The 19,623-nt window shown below is 48.0% G+C and carries 19 protein-coding genes; 7 read left to right on the top strand and 12 right to left on the bottom strand.

From position 1 onward, the window contains the following. Positions 1-20: 20 nt before the first annotated feature. Positions 21-1,031 carry an XrtA/PEP-CTERM system-associated ATPase gene (locus OLMES_RS10250; RefSeq protein ID WP_087461180.1) on the top strand — a complete coding sequence of 337 codons (1,011 nt, stop codon included), beginning with the start codon at positions 21-23 and terminating at the stop codon, positions 1,029-1,031. A 164-nt stretch (positions 1,032-1,195) separates the two neighbouring features. On the opposite strand, the gene OLMES_RS10245 is transcribed toward OLMES_RS10250, so the two are convergent. Further along, the gene (locus tag OLMES_RS10245; RefSeq protein WP_087461179.1) at positions 1,196-2,608 is read right to left on the bottom strand and encodes a TIGR03013 family XrtA/PEP-CTERM system glycosyltransferase; all 1,413 of its coding nucleotides are present in this window, start codon (positions 2,606-2,608) and stop codon (positions 1,196-1,198) included. Between the two features lie 218 nt (positions 2,609-2,826). On the opposite strand from OLMES_RS10245, the gene tviB reads away from it, so the two are divergent. Then, positions 2,827-4,104 (top strand): Vi polysaccharide biosynthesis UDP-N-acetylglucosamine C-6 dehydrogenase TviB, encoded by a 1,278-nt coding sequence (tviB, locus tag OLMES_RS10240; protein WP_087461178.1) that lies wholly within the window; start codon positions 2,827-2,829, stop codon positions 4,102-4,104. A gap of 24 nt (positions 4,105-4,128) precedes the next feature. Here tviB and murB read toward each other — a convergent pair whose 3' ends face one another. The 9 genes from murB to OLMES_RS10195 all read right to left on the bottom strand — a co-directional run bounded on the left by murB (position 4,129) and on the right by OLMES_RS10195 (position 13,657). Next, on the bottom strand, positions 4,129-5,283 hold the full coding sequence (gene murB / locus OLMES_RS10235; RefSeq protein ID WP_198343290.1) for a UDP-N-acetylmuramate dehydrogenase: 1,155 nt from the start codon (positions 5,281-5,283) through the stop codon (positions 4,129-4,131). Next, the gene (locus OLMES_RS10230; protein WP_087464427.1) at positions 5,255-5,740 is read right to left on the bottom strand and encodes a low molecular weight protein-tyrosine-phosphatase; all 486 of its coding nucleotides are present in this window, start codon (positions 5,738-5,740) and stop codon (positions 5,255-5,257) included. The genes murB and OLMES_RS10230 overlap by 29 nt, the downstream gene beginning before the upstream one ends. 49 nt (positions 5,741-5,789) lie before the next feature. After that, positions 5,790-6,560, bottom strand: coding sequence for a 3-deoxy-manno-octulosonate cytidylyltransferase (gene kdsB / locus OLMES_RS10225; RefSeq protein WP_087461176.1), 771 nt, complete (start codon positions 6,558-6,560; stop codon positions 5,790-5,792). A 77-nt stretch (positions 6,561-6,637) separates the two neighbouring features. Continuing rightward, positions 6,638-6,823 (bottom strand): Trm112 family protein, encoded by a 186-nt coding sequence (locus OLMES_RS10220; protein ID WP_087461175.1) that lies wholly within the window; start codon positions 6,821-6,823, stop codon positions 6,638-6,640. 31 nt (positions 6,824-6,854) lie between these two features. Continuing rightward, entirely contained in the window at positions 6,855-7,919 is a 1,065-nt protein-coding gene (gene lpxK / locus OLMES_RS10215) for a tetraacyldisaccharide 4'-kinase (RefSeq protein WP_087461174.1), read from the bottom strand. A 5-nt stretch (positions 7,920-7,924) separates the two neighbouring features. After that, positions 7,925-9,781 (bottom strand): lipid A export permease/ATP-binding protein MsbA, encoded by a 1,857-nt coding sequence (msbA, locus tag OLMES_RS10210; protein ID WP_332454934.1) that lies wholly within the window; start codon positions 9,779-9,781, stop codon positions 7,925-7,927. A gap of 304 nt (positions 9,782-10,085) precedes the next feature. Further along, complete coding sequence (locus OLMES_RS10205; protein WP_087461173.1) at positions 10,086-10,505, bottom strand: ExbD/TolR family protein; 420 nt, start codon at positions 10,503-10,505, stop codon at positions 10,086-10,088. Positions 10,506-10,510: 5 nt separating this feature from the next. Beyond that, positions 10,511-11,137, bottom strand: coding sequence for a MotA/TolQ/ExbB proton channel family protein (locus OLMES_RS10200; RefSeq protein ID WP_087464425.1), 627 nt, complete (start codon positions 11,135-11,137; stop codon positions 10,511-10,513). A gap of 135 nt (positions 11,138-11,272) precedes the next feature. Then, positions 11,273-13,657: a DNA internalization-related competence protein ComEC/Rec2 gene (locus OLMES_RS10195; protein WP_087461172.1), complete on the bottom strand. Its 2,385-nt coding sequence runs from the start codon at positions 13,655-13,657 to the stop codon at positions 11,273-11,275. Between the two features lie 134 nt (positions 13,658-13,791). Between OLMES_RS10195 and OLMES_RS10190 the strand changes: the two genes are divergently transcribed. Further along, entirely contained in the window at positions 13,792-14,325 is a 534-nt protein-coding gene (locus tag OLMES_RS10190; protein WP_087461171.1) for a DUF2062 domain-containing protein, read from the top strand. A gap of 14 nt (positions 14,326-14,339) precedes the next feature. Here OLMES_RS10190 and OLMES_RS10185 read toward each other — a convergent pair whose 3' ends face one another. Together OLMES_RS10185 and OLMES_RS10180 are read right to left on the bottom strand one after the other, a co-directional pair. After that, complete coding sequence (locus tag OLMES_RS10185) at positions 14,340-15,047, bottom strand: ABC transporter ATP-binding protein (RefSeq protein ID WP_087461170.1); 708 nt, start codon at positions 15,045-15,047, stop codon at positions 14,340-14,342. Next, complete coding sequence (locus tag OLMES_RS10180) at positions 15,047-16,288, bottom strand: lipoprotein-releasing ABC transporter permease subunit (protein WP_087461169.1); 1,242 nt, start codon at positions 16,286-16,288, stop codon at positions 15,047-15,049. The genes OLMES_RS10185 and OLMES_RS10180 overlap by 1 nt, the downstream gene beginning before the upstream one ends. 149 nt (positions 16,289-16,437) lie before the next feature. On the opposite strand from OLMES_RS10180, the gene OLMES_RS10175 reads away from it, so the two are divergent. From OLMES_RS10175 to trxB, 4 genes are all read left to right on the top strand, one after another. Further along, positions 16,438-17,073, top strand: a complete 636-nt coding sequence (locus tag OLMES_RS10175) for a PilZ domain-containing protein (RefSeq protein ID WP_087461168.1) — start codon at positions 16,438-16,440, stop codon at positions 17,071-17,073. Positions 17,074-17,078: 5 nt separating this feature from the next. Beyond that, complete coding sequence (locus OLMES_RS10170) at positions 17,079-17,516, top strand: hypothetical protein (protein WP_157678245.1); 438 nt, start codon at positions 17,079-17,081, stop codon at positions 17,514-17,516. A gap of 8 nt (positions 17,517-17,524) precedes the next feature. After that, entirely contained in the window at positions 17,525-18,442 is a 918-nt protein-coding gene (locus OLMES_RS10165; protein WP_087461166.1) for an AAA family ATPase, read from the top strand. A 221-nt stretch (positions 18,443-18,663) separates the two neighbouring features. After that, a complete protein-coding gene (gene trxB, locus OLMES_RS10160; RefSeq protein WP_087461165.1) occupies positions 18,664-19,611 on the top strand; it encodes a thioredoxin-disulfide reductase in 948 nt (315 codons plus the stop codon). The last annotated feature ends 12 nt before the right edge of the window (positions 19,612-19,623 follow it).

The raw sequence follows: 19,623 nt of genomic DNA, 5'->3' as shown, positions 1-19,623 counted from the left end.
TCTAATCAGGTTATTTTACGATGTACGAATCCCATTTCGGCTTCACCGCCAAACCGTTTCAGCTGACGCCAGATCCTCAGTTCTTCTACGCCAGCTCCTGTCATAAAAAAGCACTGTATTATCTTCAGTACGGGCTCCACCAGGGCGAGGGCTTTATTGTTATCACGGGCCCCATAGGAACCGGAAAATCGACACTGGCCAGCAACTTGCTGAATAGCCTGGACAACAAGCATATCGTTGCCTCTCAAGTATCAGTATCCAATCTGAGCCCAAGAGAATTGCTGGAACACATTGCCAACGCGTTCGGTGTGCAAACCGACGGTGACAGCAAAGCCCAGGTGATTAAGGCAATCGAGAATTACCTGTTTACAATATCCAGAAACCGCCAGCGGGCACTGCTAATCATCGATGAAGCACAAAACCTCTCCCATGAATCACTGGAAGAGCTGCGTCTACTGTCCAACTATCAAGTAAACAGCAAGCCTCTACTGCAAACGTTTCTGCTGGGTCAGGAAGAACTTCGGGATCATTTGCAACACCCTAGCATGCTTCAATTCCAGCAACGCGTGATCGCCTCATTTCACCTGCGCGCGCTCACCGATGCAGAAACCAAGCAATACGTCATGCATCGACTACTGCATGTAGGGTGGACTGACAAACCCGCATTCACAGAACAGGCACTGGCGAAACTCCACCAATTCACACAAGGCATACCCAGACGCATCAACATCTTTATGGATCGAACCCTGCTGATGGCGTTCCTTGAGGGAAAAGAACTGATTGACAGCAAAGTCATTGAATCAATCGGCAAAGAGCTCGAGGCGGAATTTCAGCAGGAAACCAGCAGGCCAGCACGAGCCGCTGCCACCGGAGCAGGTTCAGGAAGCATTCAGGGTAAAGAGCTGGAGGGTCTGATTCAGGATCTGAATGAAATACTGGAAAGCGCACTCGAACAAAAAATTGCCTACACGAAATTTATAGACACACTTATCAGTAAACGCAGAGCACTTCGGGAACTCGCAAAGAAATAGATGTTGTGGACGTAATGAACGCAAAGCAACAATAGTCAACCGTTCAAAACCATACCGCAATGCGAACCAATCCAACCGAAACGCTCTAGATCACAAAGCGCCGTCATAGCATGCTAAATAAGCAGTTGACGGCGCTCACCGGCACTAAAAACGTATCAAATGAGTTAATGCGCTCCTTTCTTGAATATTACGACCTCAACGGTTTGCAGGATAATGAGAATATCTAACAATAAACTGTTGTTTTTCAGGTAATATAAATCGTAACGCAATTTTTCCCGACTATCTTCCTCGCTGTCTGCATACGCAAAGCAAAGTTGCGCCCATCCGGTCAAGCCCGGTTTCACACGGTGACGCTCGTTGTAAAACGGTATTGTTTCAGCAAGCTTTTCCACAAATACAGGTCGTTCCGGACGCGGTCCAACAAAGGCCATCTCGCCCTTCAAGACATTAAACAGCTGTGGCAATTCATCAATCCGATATTTTCGAATGACTGCGCCCACCCGGGTTACACGTGAATCATTCTTGGTTGCCCATATGGCTTGGCCTGCCTTTTCTGCATCCACTCGCATACTTCTGAACTTGATCACCTCAAATGGGTTACCGTTTAGCCCTACACGCACCTGCTTGTAAAACAAAGGCGCTCGCCATCCCTCTTCCAGTTTGATCAAGATCGCCGTAACCAACATCAGCGGCCACGCCAACAATAATAAACTGACACTGGCCAGAATATCGGTGAATCTCTTGATCAATGCCCACGTAGAACTACGGTTGAATCCTTCGGAAAAGATAAACCAGCCCGGTGAAATAACCTCAAGCGATACCTTGCGGGTCTCACGCTCGGTAAACACGTATTCCTGCAGTATTTGGATCCCTTCCATCTTGCAAGCCATAAGCTCTTCAACCGGCAATTTTCGACGTCTGTCATCCAGTGCGATAATAATTTCGTCGACACCATGTGTCAGTGCATAATCCTTGAGACCACTATAGGACTGAACAATCTGATAGTTAGGCACTTGTATCTCTTCATCTGCGTAAGGAAAAAAGCCTAACAAATTAAACCCTTTCCAGTCTTCCGGATTACGTAAATCCTCAAGAACCCGCTTGGCACGGTGCCCTGCCCCTAAAACCAGTACATTTTTCTTAAATGCATTTTCATCAACCATGCCGTAGAACAAACCACGCACGACAAACACCAACACAAGCGCATAAACCGTCGCAATCAAGAGTACGCTGCGCCAGATCACGCCAAAGATGTCACTGGCCAAGTAATAGAAAATCGGAAAAATGAGCGAACCAATTGTGAATGCCACAATGGTTCTGACAAACATTCCGGTTTTCCCCTCTTTGGATTTTGCCTGGTAAACGCCCATCGCGTTCATACAAATCAGAATTGTGTAGGCATAGGCGATAGCCGAAGGCAAAATCTCAAAGTAGTGATACTCATATTCGATATCACCAATCGCCAACCGGGTCGGTACCGCTATAAAGATGGCCAGAATAAATGCCAGGGATTCCAGAAGCCCCAGAATAATGAAGGGAAAGTGAATGTAATGCTTGAAAATCCGTACGTGTGCCACAGAATATCCTTTGTATTGGTCAACGTTTTAAGATAAAGGGGGTATTGTAAGAATAATTATTGCCGATTGTGTTATTTAGAGGAAATTTTAACAATCGGTTACATTATTTCACAGTTCAAAAGCCGCTTTCATAAAGAAGATTATAAGCACTTCCATTTTAACGCCCTACTCCTATAATAGCCCTTATAAAATTCACTTGGTGTTTTCAAGGAACAGAAATGTTGAACGTTGATGATAGTAAGATCTGTATAGTTGGTTTGGGTTACGTCGGTTTACCTCTTGCCGTTGAATTCGGGAAGCAGATCCACACCATTGGATTTGATATCAACTCAGCACGAATTAAAGAGTTGGTGAATGGGAAGGACAGTACGCTTGAAGTTGAAGAAGAGCTTCTTGCTCAAGCGACAAACCTGAAATATACCGATAACCTGCAGGACACTCGAGACTGCAATATCTACATTGTCACCGTTCCCACCCCGATTGACGAGTTTAAGACACCCGATCTGACACCGCTAATCTCGGCCAGCAAGGCAATCGGTCAAGTACTAAACAAGAATGACATCGTAATCTACGAATCAACGGTTTATCCCGGGGCGACCGAAGAAGTCTGCATACCTGTTTTGGAGCAGGTATCGGGCCTGACCTTCAACACCGATTTCTTCGCAGGATACAGCCCTGAACGAATCAATCCGGGCGACAAGGAACATCGTGTTACCAACATTCTCAAAGTGACATCAGGCTCTACGCCGGAGGTGGCAGATTTTGTCGACCAACTCTATCGCAAAGTAATTATTGCGGGCACACACAAGGCAAGCAGCATCAAGGTTGCAGAAGCCGCCAAGGTCATCGAGAATACCCAAAGGGATGTTAACATTGCATTGGTGAACGAACTCTCCCTGATTTTCGACCGTCTCGGAATCGATACTCTGGAAGTACTGGAAGCTGCAGGCACAAAGTGGAACTTCCTGCCCTTCCGTCCCGGCCTGGTTGGTGGACATTGTATTGGTGTAGACCCCTACTACCTCACCCACAAAGCACAGGCTGTCGGCTACCACCCTGAGGTCATTCTATCCGGGCGTCGTATTAATGACGGTATGGGGCCCTACGTGGCGGAAAGTGTCATCAAACTCATGATGCGTAAACGCATACACGTGGTGGACTCCAATATTTTGATTATGGGCTTAACGTTCAAGGAAAACTGTCCGGACATTCGCAACACCCGCGTTGTTGATGTCATAGCGGAACTGGAAACCTACCACGCCAATATTGACGTCTATGACCCTTGGGCAGATCCGGATGAAGTTAAGCATGAGTACGGCATATCATTAACTGATCAGCTTGAGAGTAACAAGTACGATGCCATCATACTGGCCGTAAGCCACAAAGATTTCATCGAAATGGGTGCTGAAGAAATACGATCACTCGGCAAGAAGAACTCAATACTCTACGATGTAAAATACGTACTGGACAAGAACGCTGTTGACGGGCGCCTCTAATCTACACCCTGGCTTGTAGACGCATCATCTTCCTGGCTCAAACCGGGAAGATGAATGACCAGGCACAGATGAGCCACCAAGAACGACAGGTTCGATCTCCAATTGGATTTCGAACTGCTTGAATACGGAGTCTGCAACCTGTTGGGCCAACGCCAAGATATCAGCTCCACGTCCCCCGCCATGATTAATGAGCACCAGTGCCTGCTGCTCATGAATACCTACAAGCGCATTTCGATAACCTTTCCAGCCAAGCTGATCGATTAACCAGCCTGCAGCCACTTTAACGCCCTTCTGCGCGGGATAGTGCGGCATCGAAGGATATTCATGATGCAAGCGCTCAAAGTGCGAAACGTCGATCACCGGGTTCTTGAAGAAGCTACCTACATTAGGAATCTGCTGAGGATCTGGCAACTTTTCACGACGGATTGCGCAGACGATATCACTCACATCCTGAGGGGAGTTAGGTGGTGTTTTTGCCGTAAGATCCGCAAGAGGCTGATAACTTAAATTAAAGTCGTAGTGGCCACCTGGGGCGCCATAACGACACAACTTAAAAGTGACAGACAAAATGACGAAACGTCCAGCCTGCTGCTTGAATAGACTGTCACGGTATGCAAATTCACACTCTGCTGCAGAAAGCGTGCGCACTTCACTACGGTCACAATCATAAACTTGCACACTGAGCAAAGAATTCGCGATCTCTTCGCCATATGCGCCAATATTCTGAACCGGCGCGGCGCCAACAGTTCCCGGTATTAGCGAGAGATTTTCCAATCCAGCCAAGCCTTGGCGAAGCGTATACCGAACCCAATCATGCCAGACTTCGCCGGCTCCGGCTTTCAAGACGACTGAAGCGCCGTTATCCGATAAAATCTCACGTCCAGAGATCTGGTTATGGATGATCAGGCCCGAAAAATCACTGGCGAGGATTAGATTACTTCCCGCGCCAATCACAAACCATTCCAGCCCCCTGGTTCGGGCAAAAGTCAATGCGGACTCCAGCTCCTCGACTGAAGTGATCGCAATTACATAGCGGGCAGATGCATCGACAGCCAGCGTATTGAGCTTCAGCAAGGATTTATTTTGCTCTATATGCACCGGGATAACCATCCTGACCCGCTTGTAAACCATGCGCGAGAAAACACATGCATCACGACGAGGCGATAGCTCGGGTGTCAATCAGCTGTTTCAAAAGCGCCTCACTGGCATTTGTCACCAAATCGAACACTAACTCAAAACCGGCACGCCCACCATAGTAGGGGTCAGGGACCTCTTCAATACTGTTATCATTCAACAAGGACAAAAACAAAGAGACCTTATTCTGAAACTCAGCAGGACAGCGTTCAATCAAGTTTTCGTAATTGCTTTGATCCATAGCGAAAATGTAATCGAAATATTCGAAATCATCGTCGGCGACCTGTCTGGCTCGCAAGTCCGCCATATCAATACCCCGTTTCTTTGCGGTCTCAATAGCACGACTGTCGGGGGTTTTACCCACATGCCAGGGCCCGGTACCCGCAGACTCTATCTCGATTTGCGCAGCGAGCCCTTCCCGTTCGACAACACTGCGAAACACACCATGGGCAGTGGGGGATCGACAAATATTACCCAAACACACGAATAGCACTTTAACCATCAATGACTCCAGTAAAAGCATTTACGATGCTAAAAAAGAACAAATCCTGTCAGGCCTCCAGCAGGGCCTTGACTCGATTGAAATCTTCTTCGGTATCAACGCCAGCAGGTGGTCGCTCATCAGCAACATCAACATGAATTCGCTCCCCGTTATCAAGCGCACGTAACTGTTCCAGGCATTCAGCCTGCTCGAGAGGACTGGGCGCCCATTGAACGAAAGATTTCAAAAACTTAACACGATAACCGTAGATTCCGATGTGGCGAAAGTACTCCGTTCCCTCAGGCCACTTGGCCTCATTCAGCTGATTTAACCCGGCAAATGCGTTCCGCGGCCAGGGAATCGGGGCACGACTGAAATAAAGTGCAAAGCGTTGCGTATCAAATACCACCTTGACCACGTTCGAGTTGATCAGAGACTGCACATCTGCAATTGGTTCACATAAGGTCGAAATCGAAGCCAGCGGCTCTGCCGCAAGGTTATGAGCCACCTGGTTAATAATGCGCGGCGGTATTAAAGGCTCATCCCCTTGCACGTTGACGACAATATCGTCCGCATAGTAACCGAGCTTACGGACAACTTCTTCCAAACGGTCGGTTCCTGAAGGGTGTTCGGTTGAGGTCATTACCGTCTTTGCGCCAAAACGTTGTGCAGCCTCCTCGATGCGAGCATCATCCGTAGCGATGATCACGTCAGTCGCTTCACTTTCACAAGCCTTTTCGTAAACATGCTGGATCATGGGCTTGCCAGCAATTTTCAGCAATGGTTTGCCGGGCAACCTCGAAGAAGCATAGCGCGCTGGGATAACTACAGAAAAAGACATTAATTCACCTAAACTAGAAGAAAAACACGGATCGTTAGCAAATACACAGGATAGAGCAGCAGGGTATCTTAAAGCATTTACTTGGCAAGACGTTCATCATGGGTCAGGGTTCGGGCTTCGTTCTCCAACATAACCGGAATCCCTTCTCTCACCGGGAATGCCATGCCATCCGCTCGGCAAATCAGTTCCTGTTTTTCCTCATTGTATTTCAATTCACCTTTACACAAAGGGCAAGCCAAGATCGAGAGCAGTTTCTTATCCATCGGATAGTCCTATACGTACTAAAATATAAATTTACTGATTCCGTGCCATAATCCGGTCGATTTCACGAAAAAAATCGCCCGGCAATTCTGCCTCTACAGGCAAGTACCACGCATTCCGCAACCCCAAACCTCGACACTTTATCGCGTCTTTCTCAGTCATGACAACTATTTGATCGTGAAACTCCGCGAAATCCGCGGTTCGATACCGGTAATGATCCGGGTATGTTTTTTCGACCACGTTGAACCCTAATGTCCGCAAGGTTTCAAAAAAACGCTTTGGATTTCCGATACCGGCAATGGCCACCACCTCTCGCCCCTTAAGACTGTTAACATCAACCGCTTCGGTGCCGCCGACCTGGATCAGGTCGGCAGGTTTCAACCCCATTGCAAACCAGGGTGGTTGTGAATTGGCTCTATAGCCATCCAGTACACCACGGGTACCCAAAACATCACCACTTTCTGCTTCAGGGCCATTAACCACGACAATGCCAGTATGTTTCAATCGTCGAGCAGATTCACGCAGTGGTCCTAAAGGGATACTGTGGCCGTTTCCAATCATTCGCTGACCATCAAACACCACAATCTCGATATCTCGCTGCAATCGATAATGCTGCAAACCATCATCACAAACGATCACATCCAGCTCAAATTGAGACTGTAAATAATTTGCACCGCGTACCCGATCTCGATCAACCACAACAGGGATCTGAAGCCGCTCAGCAATCATCTTGGGCTCATCACCGCACATCTCGACATCAATGCTGGAGTCTACGGTTAACGGACTATCGTGGCTACTACCGCCATAGCCTCGGCTTACCACACCACAACGATAACCTTTAGACTGCAAATAGGTCAGAATGGCTATCGTTAAGGGGGTTTTGCCGGTTCCCCCCGCGGTGATATTTCCAACTACGATGACCGTGCCAGTGGGATGCCAGGATCGCTTGATACCCGCAAGATAAAGCTGACGGCGAGTTCTGACGATCGCACTATACAATAACGACAACAAATACAAAGGCAAATATCGGACAACCAACCCGTTCGCCGGCCGCCGGTACCATAGTCCGGTCACCCACCGTTCCAGACGCTTACGCACGGATACTAGCCCTCACAGAACTGCGTCTGGTGCAGTCGATAGTATGCGCCCCCTTGCTCTAACAAGTCTCGATGGGAACCTGCTTCGATGATCTGCCCTTCTTCCATAACCAAAATTACATCCGCAGATTCAATCGTGGAGAGCCTATGGGCAATAACCAGTGTTGTACGCCCTTGCATCACCGTCTCCATCACTTTTTGAATTTCTTTTTCAGCCTCGTTATCGAGCGCAGAGGTTGCCTCATCCATAATCAAAATAGGTGCATCCTTCAAGAACGCACGGGCAATCGCCAAACGTTGTCTCTGCCCTCCGGAAAGCAATACACCATTGTCACCGATTTCCGTATTCAATCCATGGTCATACTGCCTGATAAATTCAAGGGCATAGGCTTTTTCTGCCGCCTCTTTAATTTCCTGCTCAGAACGATCATCAAGTCTCCCATAGGCAATATTGCGGGCAATGGAGTCGTTAAACAGGGTGACATTCTGGGTTACCAGGGCAATTTGACTGCGCAAGGAGGAGAGTTCGTAATCCTGGACTCTGACACCATCAATCAATATCTCACCACCCGTTGCTTCATAAAATCGAGGCAGCAGACTTGCCAACGTCGATTTACCACTACCGGATCGCCCCACTAAAGCGACGGTCTGACCGGCTTCAATTTTAAAATTGAGTTTATTGAGCACAGCCTTGCCACGCTCAGAATAGCGGAATTCAAGATCCTTGAATTCGATATTACCCTGAATGGCCGTCGCCGTAACGGTTCCAGTATTGCGTTCTGCTGCGATATCTAACTGTGAAAACAAATCTTTCGCAGCAGCTAAGCCACTTTGAATGATCGCATTTACCTGAGTTAACTGCCGGATTGGTTTGGCGATAGTTGATGCCGCAGTAAAATACGCTATCAGCTCCCCAACACTCATTCCACCGTGAACCTCTGGCGAGAGCGCAACCCAAAGCAAAGTGGCAATCGCACAAGCAATTAAAATCTGAACCACCGGCGTACTGACCGCCTTGGTCATTTCCATTTTCAGGCTCTGCTTCAGGTTGTAGCTGCTCGCCCCTTCAAAGCGCTCACGCTCATAATGCTCTCCGCCAAAAATCCGTACCTCTTTATAACCATTGATCGCTTCTGATGCGACGTGGGTAACATCCCCCATGGAATTTTGGATTCGCTGGCTTAGCTTACGGAAACGTTTACTGACGAGACTGATAATCAAGCCGATGAATGGCCCGATAAGGAAGAAAATAGCAGTGAGTTTCCAGTTTTGATAAATCATATAACCGAGCAGACCGATCACGGTGAGCCCTTCTCGAACCGTAATCGTGATTGCATTTGACGCCGCTCCGGTTACCTGTTCAACATTAAAGGTAATTTTGGAGACCAGGTGTCCTGAAGAATGGTTATCGAAGAAATTACAGGGCAATTGAACAAAATGGTTGAATATCGTTGTGCGGATGCGATGAACAATATTTCGCCCTACATAAGCAATATAATACCCTCCGGCGAACGAACCTATTCCTCTAAGTGCAAAGACACCAACAATCATCAGACATACGAATATGCGATTACTGTCACTGGGGATACGAATGGCTTCCTCGAGATATTCCACGGAATGAGCCATGAGCACACTTGCTCCTGCATAAACCGCGTTACCAAGAATGCTCAGCGCAAAAGCGAACCAGAACGGCTTTACGTATCCCAATAATCGGGAATAGACCTTCCAGTTAGACATGGTCTCATCGAGAGATCGATCCGTTTCTGAACCCTGTTCAGAGGTTGTGTTCGAAGGAATTTGGGAACTCTGAGGCGATTTTTCGTCCACAGTGGGCTTGTGTTCCTGGGATGGGGCTACTGCCATTTATACATTCCTGACTATTTGGGTTGGCTCAGAAAATAATCGGAGATCTTTTCAAATCGGCGTGAATTTACCAGATCGATCCGCAAAATGACAGATTCCGGCTAGAAACAGGAGGTAATCCGGCCGGAACCAACTATCGGAATTGATGCAACCTCCCCCGTTTAGCCTGAAATAACTGAGTAAACGGGATCTCCCGCAGGGCGGGGATTATAACCAGACATCCGATTGATAGCCAATACAGCAGGGCTCGATATCAATCGGGATCACAACAATCAGGGTCAAGCCGGCCCGAGCCCGACCACAACTATTTCTCATTCGTTTTCTGGGTAGTAATACTCAACTGCGAAAACCCGAGCTTACCCGCGACATCCATTGCTCTGACAACAAACTCATGGGGCGTCTTGGCATCAGCTGTTATGATAAATGGCAAAGCAGAATTATTTTCAGATATTTTGATTATTGCCTTTGTGAGTGTATCCGCCTGGCTGTTGATCAACGGCCGCTCATTAACACTGTATTCCCCTTTATGATTGATCACCACCTCGACAACCTTTTTCTCCGAAGGCGCAGCTTCACCACTCGCTTCCGGTAAATCAATTTCGAGATGGCTCTCTTTGGTAAACGTGGTCGATACCATGAAAAAAATCAAAAGTAGAAACACAACGTCAATCAAGGGCGTGAGATTGACTGAGACTTCTTCACCCGCCTGCCTTTTAAACTTCACGCGAACTACTCTCCACCCAAGTCAATTTCCCGATCACCGTGCACAACTTCAACCAGCTTGATCGCTTCCTGCTCCATACTGATTACAATCTCGTCAACGCGACGCAAAAAATAACGGTGAAAAATCAGGGCTGGGATCGCTACGGTCAATCCGGCCGCGGTAGTCAGTAACGCCTCTGATATTCCGCCCGCCAGTATCGCTGCATTTCCAGTACCTTCCAGCTGGATGGCGGCAAATACCTTGATCATACCAATAACGGTACCTAACAAACCCAACAAAGGCGTGATAACGGCAACTGTCCCCAGAGCAGTCAGAAAACGCTCCATATCATGAACCACCTGGGTCGCTTCCTGCTCAATACTTTCTTTCATCACTTCGCGGCCATGCTTTGCGTTCGCCAGACCAACTGCAAATATCTGCCCCAAAGGAGACGACTCTTTCAACGCCCGTAATTTTTTGGAGTTCAGCTCCTTGTTCTTTATCCAGTGCCAAACTTCGTTTGAGGCTTTTTTCGGCGCTATTTTACTGACCCGGAGTGTCCAGAATCGCTCGAAGATTATTGCTGTAGCCAGTATGGAGCAAATCAGGATCGGTACCATAATCATACCGCCGGGTTTCAACAGGTCTAGCACATCCACTACATGATCTCCTGAATCATCAATCTGTTACATAAAACGGTAGCTTATTACCCAAATTGTGCAATTGAGGTAATGAGGGCTTGTTATTATTGGCAAAGGCAAACATTGTGATCGCTCTGATCGACCTTTTCAATCTTTAGCTTCCAACCAGAAGTGATTCTGTACCGCTCTGTGACGGACGACATCAAATTGTTCTCGTCGAGATTGGGCAACCTGGCTTGATTTTGGCCGAAATATAATCGCACCATCCTGTGCAGTATCATACATTTCAATCGACATGGCCTTCATTCTGGCCACGACTTCAGGATGAGGATGCCCGAAAGCATTCAAATAACCACTCGAGAATACCGCAACACTGGGATTAACGAATTTCAAAAATGCCCATGAGCTACTGCTATTACTGCCATGATGCGCTGCAATCAAGACATCCGTCCGCAGTTGTTCACGATACAATGTAACCAGTTCACGCTCTACTGCAGCACTTATATCACCGCTCAACAAAAATGAAACACCATTCAGATCAAGTTTAATAACACAGGAACGCGCATTACTACTCTCTGAGACCGTATTAGCTTTTGCAGACTTGACGGGCCACAGCACTTGCCAGGAAAAATGCTCGTCGAAATGGAAGCTCTGACGGGCCTGACACTGCCGAATATCGTCTATATTGTAGCTTGAGAACGCTTGAGGTTCTGACCGATGTCCGTAAAAAAAGTTTCGAATGCTCATTGTTTTTGCCAAAATCGCTAAACCACCCTGATGATCCTTGTCGCCATGACTCAACACCGCGGTATCGATTGACTCCAGGCCCAACCGTTGTAGATACGGGATCAGTATTGCACTTGCCACCGGCAGACCTGCGGCAAAATCGCGCCCGAAATCGTACAGCCATCCCTGATTTCCATGCTGAACCGCCACTGCAAGACCTTGACCCACATCCAACACGGCCAAGGATGATGCCTGCTTAGGTTTCGCCGAACCGAAGATCAGAATTCCAGCCCAAATCACCACACAAAGCCCTCTCGACAAAACCGGGACTGGCAATAGAATCACGAAACACGCCATAAAAAAACTCAAAAACACGTGCCATTGCCCCTGCAATGTTGCCATAAAGCCCACCGGCGGGCAGAGACTGACCAAGCCGTGCAAACCCGCACTCAACAATAACAACAACATATCGAAAAGCTGGAGCCCCCATTGTGCGGGCGCTACAAAGCCCATCAACAAACTTGTAACAATGAAAAACGACAGGGGGAGTAATATCAACGTGAACAGCGGCACTGCAAATATATTGGCCACAATACTGATTGGCGTGACAGGAAGTGCAAACAACACTAACAACGGCAACAAGCCAAAAAACACAAGAAAGTGGGCACCAAAGAGAGCCGAAAGCCAGGAAGAGGTGCTAAGCCGGCGGGCGAAAATAAGCATCAGTACCGCAACAGCATAACAGGACAACCAAAAACCAAGATCATAAATGTAAGCAGGCGTCGACAGCAACAGGATAGCGACCGCCGTCAGCAATATTACTGAAGGCCTGGGACGATAACCATAAAACCAGAGCATCACCACCAGGGCCATTAATAAAGCCCGCTGTGTCGAGACAGCAAAACCGGATACCAGAGCAAAACAAGTGGAAACCAGCAGCACCGAAACTGGCAGCAGCACCCCAAGGTAACGCTGCAGAAAGTAACTTCGACGCCAAACCAGCGCAAGCAGCCAATAAACAAAGCCACCCACCATGGAGAGATGCATTCCAGATATTGCGATTAAGTGCCCTAACCCCGTATCCCTGAGTATTGATTTATCTAGGTACGGAATCTCGCTTCGATCGCCCAACGTCAGCGCCAATACAAAATGTCCCATCGTCGACGCCCTCAAATGAGGCATCAACCGGTTACGAATTTGCTGACGGTAATGGGTTAGCTGGCAAGACCAAAATCTTTGGCAAGAGCCAATGTCATCGATGGACTGAATCACGCCCTGAGCGCGATAACCTTTTGCATACAACCAACGCTCCATCGAGAATCCTGCCGGATTCGCGAGCCCTCTGGGCCTGATGAGCCTGACATTTGTCCTTAAATATCCTGACAGCTCGGTTTCGCTCACTCCAGAACCGTTAGAAATCGACGCCGAATCGTTATAGGCCATAAGCGCATCCGAATGGAGCACGACTCTAACGCGAACATCTTTTGCCCTCCAGGGGGTAGTAAACAGGCAATAGTCAAAACGCATCATCGCCCCACGACGCTCAGGCAATGAACATACCTCCCCCTCTACAAGGACTGTTTTCCGCTCATATTGAACGGGTATCATCTGATCTGAAAACTGATTGACATGTAATGCCGCGACACTAAACCCGACGAGTGTTGCGGCCATTATTCGGGTACGATCTCGCAAAAAAAACAGACAGGCTACAAAAAATAAACCGAATACCACTGGATTGGGTGGCGAAAAGGCGCTGTAATAAAGTACTATTACGCCACCGGACATGGCGGATAAAACTAAACGCATAGACCCCTTCCCTGGTTATCGTTGCGTTAATAATGAGTTGCACTAACGGCTTAACGTGAAACATTTACAGATTTAAGTCGAGCACGTATCCCTGTCATCAAACTGCAAACGTAAACCAACCGACTGTCGCGAACATGCCAAAGCAATTCCTGAAAAAGCACATGCCCACTCCGGATAAAATCCGCAACATCAAATCTCTTCAGTTTTTGGGCGACATCTTACATGAACCCAATCTTTGGCACTTGAACAGGCACGCAGTATCTAAAGCATTCTTGATTGGCATTTTCTGCAGTTTTATTCCAATGCCCTTTCAAATGGTACTGGCTGCATTCCTGGCGGTCTGGGCGAATTGCAACCTCCCAATTTCCGTTGCTCTGGTCTGGATAAGCAATCCTCTGACCATGCCCCCGATCTTCTACTTCAACTATGTGGTCGGCGCAACACTGTTGAATCGGCCTATCAGCGGCTATGAATTTGAGCTGAGTTGGAACTGGCTTGCAGACAAACTCCTTGAAGTCGGCCTGCCATTGTATTTTGGATCGTTTGTGGTCGCAACGGTCTGCGCGGTCAGCAGTTACCTGGTCATCCAGTACCTCTGGAAACGCAAGGTTCGAAAAAGCTGGTTCGAACGACAACAACGGCGCAAGCAAAAAGCAGTAGGCGTTTAGTACCAAGCGATAATTTAAAAACTACTCTTGTCTGTTGCTTTTAAAACCCCGGTTTCAAGCCGGAAAATACGATCAGCCGTTTTCGCAAGGTGCAAATCATGGGTGACAACAACGAAGCTGGTCGTAAACTGGCCGATAAGCTCCTGCATCAATGCTTGCACTTCGAGCGCAGTGTGCTCATCCAAGTTGCCCGTAGGCTCATCCATCAGAACACAACTGGGATCATTTACCAGCGCCCGCGCGATAGCAACGCGCTGACGCTCACCACCCGAAAGCTGAGCCGGTTTATGATGCAAGCGCTCAGATAATCCGACACGCTCCAACAATTCCTGCGCTTTCGCTCGACCGGTTTTGAGGTTCATCGACTTACCGACTAACACCGGCATCACCACATTTTCCAACGCGGAAAATTCAGGGAGTAAATGGTGGAATTGATACACGAATCCAATTTCACGATTACGGAGCTGACAACGTTTGCGCTCCGCCAAACGATGCACATTTTGCCCACCGATTAAAACATCACCAGATGTCGGCTTATCAAGCCCGCCCAGAATGTTAAGCAAGGTCGTCTTGCCCGCCCCCGAGCTTCCGACGATTGCAACAAACTCGGACGAAAACAATTCGAACTGCAAATTCGAAAATATCGTTAACGGTGTTTTACCCTCAAGGTAAGTCTTTTCGATATTTTGACCGGATAATACGATTCGAGGTGAAACTGCCATTACTCATACCTCAATGCATCTGCGGGGTCGACCTTTGACGCGCGGTAGGCCGGATAAATTGTCGCCGCTAAACTCATCACCAAACCCGCACCACAGATGACCACGACATCCGACCACAGCAACTGTGATGGAAGATAGCTAATGAAATAAACATTAGCATCAAGAAATTTATGCCCGAGTAACTTCTCCAGCCCCTTAATTATGTCACTGACGTTTAAGGCCAACAGGACACCCGCGATGGTGCCAACAATATTCCCGACTACACCAATTATCGCGCCCTGAACCACAAAAACTGCCATGATATCACCCGGTTTTGCGCCGATTGTTCTCAATATTGCGATATCAGCTTTTTTATCTGTCACCACCATGACAAGGGTGGATACGATATTGAATGCAGCAACAGCGACAATCATCATCAATAACAACCCAATCATGGTTTTTTCCATTTTAATCGCTTGGAATAAATTACCGTGGGTTCGTGTCCAATCCGTGGCGTAGTATTGCCCTCCTAACGTGGTTGCAATGTCCCACGCAATCCGCGGCGCCTCAAACAAGTCTTCAACTTTTATCCGCATGCCACTGACTTTTCCGGGTATGCGCATGACTTTAGCCAAATCATCCATATGGGTCACAATCAAAGACGCGTCCAATTCCGCCCCTACCGCGAATATTCCAGCGACTGTGAAGCGCTTCATCCGAGGGAATACGCCAGCTGGGGTAATAGCTGCTTCCGGAAAAACAATCGTTACCTTGTCCCCCACTCCAACGCGAAGAGAGCGAGCTAAGATCTCACCAATTATGACTTCGAAGGCACCGGAATCCAGATCCGATAGCGTCCCTTCTTGCATGTGATCCTGGATGATAGATACCTCAGCCTCTTGCTCAGGATCAATACCGTTAACCATAATACCGCTCACCTGCCCCTGATGTGTCACCATGGCTTCCGCTTGAAGATACGGGGCTGCCGCAATAATCTTGGGTTGCTCGGTTAATACTTTGTCCAATTCCTGCCAATTATCCATTGCGGTGTAAGCGCGTACTGTAGCATGGGGAACCATACCTAAAATGCGCTGTTGCAGTTCACGATCAAACCCGTTCATAACGGACAACACCGTGATCAAAACACAAACACCCAACATCAACCCCAACATCGAGGTCATGGAAATAAACGAGATAAAATGGTTTTTCCGCTTTGCGGCCGTATAACGCAGGCCGATAAACACCGGATAAGGTCGGAACATAAACAAATTAATCCATATTTTGCGCAACAGTCATGGAGCGGTGACCGAAATCTCCGAAGCAGACCAGACTGTATTAACAAATCCTAACGTCAAGATGCACTGATGCTGCTACACTTAGGTTAATCGCAATTTGTCAGCAAACAGAATCTATGATGCCACCAACAACCGATCAAGACCGGCGGGAATTCTACCGCGTTTCGTGTCGGGCTTCGATAGAAATTCAGCCAATTCATGAAAATAACCTGCAACGCGAAGATGCCTTCCAATATTTGAGCACGCTATTTGACTTGCCTCCTGCATTTGAATTACACAATGAACTGCAAAAAATTGAACAGGAAAGCCAAATTTTTCTCCGACAAATTCAGGAAAAAGATAAAAATCTAGCTCAGTATTTGAAGTCCATCGATAAGAAAATTGATTTGCTGGCACAGACTCTGCTTCAACAACAGCTGCCAGGCTATGAGACGGAACACCATTTGATAAACCTGAGTGAGGGCGGACTCAAGCTACGTCACTCCACCCCCTACCCTGAGAATCAAATCGTCGCACTGAAGCTCATTCTGATCCCCCAAGCAACGGTAATTCTGTCTTTCTGCAAGGTAATTCTCTGCAAAAAAACCAACCCGATGTATCCTGACCAAGGGCTAGCACAGAACCAGTTTACACTCAGACTCGAGTTTCTCGATATGGATCCCCGTCAACAGCAGTTCCTGGCACGGTTTATCACACAACAGCAACGTCAAGACCTGCAACGGCATTCCGAAAACAAATTCGATGAGGAGTGACTGCCATGCCCCATACTGACACTGAGAAAAGCGCCCATTTTTTTGATCACCGGAGACCTAGACGCTTAACGACAACTTCAGCACTCACTATGCTTTCCATGCTGGCAAGTATGTCAGCGCTCGAAGCACAAGCGCAGGAACCGGCGGTGCCCAGGGCAGATGGGAGTACTGCAGTAGAAACCATCATCACTGTCGAGAAAATTGTTATTCCAATCGGCCAACAAAATAGCGAGACAAGCAATACTTCCGGACAAACATCAACACTGCCTGATAAAGGCTTATCCATGGCGGAAGTAAACGCGCGGTGGGGTCAACCTGAAGATATCGGGAAGGCTCGAGGCAAGCCACCGATCACCCGCTGGCGTTATGCTGATTTTACTGTTTACTTCGAAAACAGCACGGTAATCCATGCTGTTCGTCACCCAAACCTGATGGATCCATAAATCAAGATATGAACCCGCTAATCAGTAGAACACTAGAACAGATCAACAATATATTGCTCGGCAAAGAGGTGCAGGTAAAGCTCGCTTTTACCTGTTTGCTGTGCGAAGGGCATTTACTCATTGAAGACATTCCGGGACTCGGTAAGACGACACTGTCTCACGCACTAGCCAACACGCTGGATCTTAGCTACAACCGCATTCAGTTCACCAGCGACTTACTGCCAGCAGATTTACTGGGCGTTTCAATTTTTGAAAGCAACAAGAAAGAATTTGTCTTCCATCCAGGACCCGTTTTTGCATCAATCGTTCTCGCAGATGAAATCAATCGGGCAACGCCAAAAGCCCAAAGTGCACTACTGGAAGCCATGGAGGAACGCCAGGTCTCAGTTGATGGAAAAACCAGACCACTCCCTGAACCATTCTACGTTATCGCCACGCAAAACCCACAAGAGCAATCGGGAACCTTTCCCCTGCCGGAATCACAACTTGACCGTTTTTTTATGCGAATCCAGCTAGGTTATCCGACAAAAGAGGCAGAACGCACTATACTCAAGGGGGAAAACCGGCGGGATATGATCGAGCACATCACACCAACACTCACCCCGGAACAACTCAAAGAACTCATCAATGCCGTGAAAAAGGTTAGCGTGTCCGATACCCTGCTCGACTACGTTCAAAATATAATCGAATACACTCGGGAAAAACTCGGTCAGCACACCGGCCTTTCTCCCAGAGGTGGACTGGCCCTGGTCAAAGCGGCAAAGGCCTGGGCTTTAATCGACAATCGAGATTATGTGCTACCAGAAGATGTCCAGGCCATTCTTGCCAACGTCGTGGAACACCGGATCAATCCATCCAGCTCCCAACTCGGCACACCACTCTCAAACAAAATCCTCACAGAGGTACCACTCTACTCAAAAACCTAGAACAAAAGAAATTCCATTGGGCCAGTGTCTCCAGGCAATGTGAAACACAACACCCCGAGATTGACCGCGCCATGATTCGCTTTCCCAATACAAATTATTGGTTGAATCGATTCTATAAGCGCTTGAAATCGTGCTATTGTCCCCCATCTTTAGTTTTTAACCCATTTAAGCATTGTTTTTTTAAATGCATTTTATGACCAACGAACAGGTGGATACAGTTTATGAGTGAGACCAAACACGCCAGATTAATCATTCTCGGCTCGGGGCCTGCGGGTTACACCGCAGCAGTTTATGCTGCGAGAGCCAACCTGAACCCGGTCATCATTACGGGGATGCAGGCGGGTGGCCAACTCACACAAACCACTGATGTCGATAACTGGCCGGGCGATGCAATGGGCGTTCAAGGCCCAGAGCTGATGCAACGCATGCAACAACATGCCGAGCGCTTCGAAACCGAAATAGTGTATGACCACATTAATTCCGCCAATCTTCAGGAACGACCTTTTCGATTAACAGGAGACGCGGGCGAGTACACTTGCGATGCCCTCATAATCGCTACCGGTGCCTCAGCACAGTACCTCGGGCTGGAATCAGAAGAAAAATTTGCCGGTAACGGAGTGAGTGCCTGTGCCACTTGCGATGGCTTCTTCTACAAAAAACAGAAAGTTGCGGTAATCGGTGGCGGCAACACAGCAGTTGAAGAAGCGCTGTACCTGGCCAACATTGCGAGCGAGGTGACCCTGGTTCACCGTCGAGACAAGCTCCGCGCAGAGAAGATTTTGCAAGACAAACTTTTCGAGCGCGAGAAGGAAGGCAAAATCAAGATACTCTGGAACCACACACTCGATGAAGTGCTCGGCGACGCCACTGGCGTAACCGGTATGCGCGTGAAGAGCAACGAATCCGGCGAAACTCAGGACTTGGAGCTTGCTGGTGTGTTCATTGCCATTGGCCACAAGCCAAATACGGAGATATTCTCAGACCAACTGGATATGAATAACGGCTACATCAACATTAACGCTGGCCGTGATGGCAATGCCACCTCGACGAGCATTCCCGGTGTTTTTGCTGCGGGAGATGTTACCGATCAAGTCTACCGTCAAGCCGTCACCTCAGCAGGCTTCGGCTGTATGGCTGCACTCGACGCAGAGAAGTTTCTAGACGAATAGCCAACTCGCAAA

It is taken from the genome of Oleiphilus messinensis, from assembly GCF_002162375.1.
In the GTDB taxonomy this organism is placed as follows: Bacteria; Pseudomonadota; Gammaproteobacteria; order Pseudomonadales; family Oleiphilaceae; genus Oleiphilus; species Oleiphilus messinensis.
This window is presented reverse-complemented; position numbering and strand designations above follow the sequence as displayed.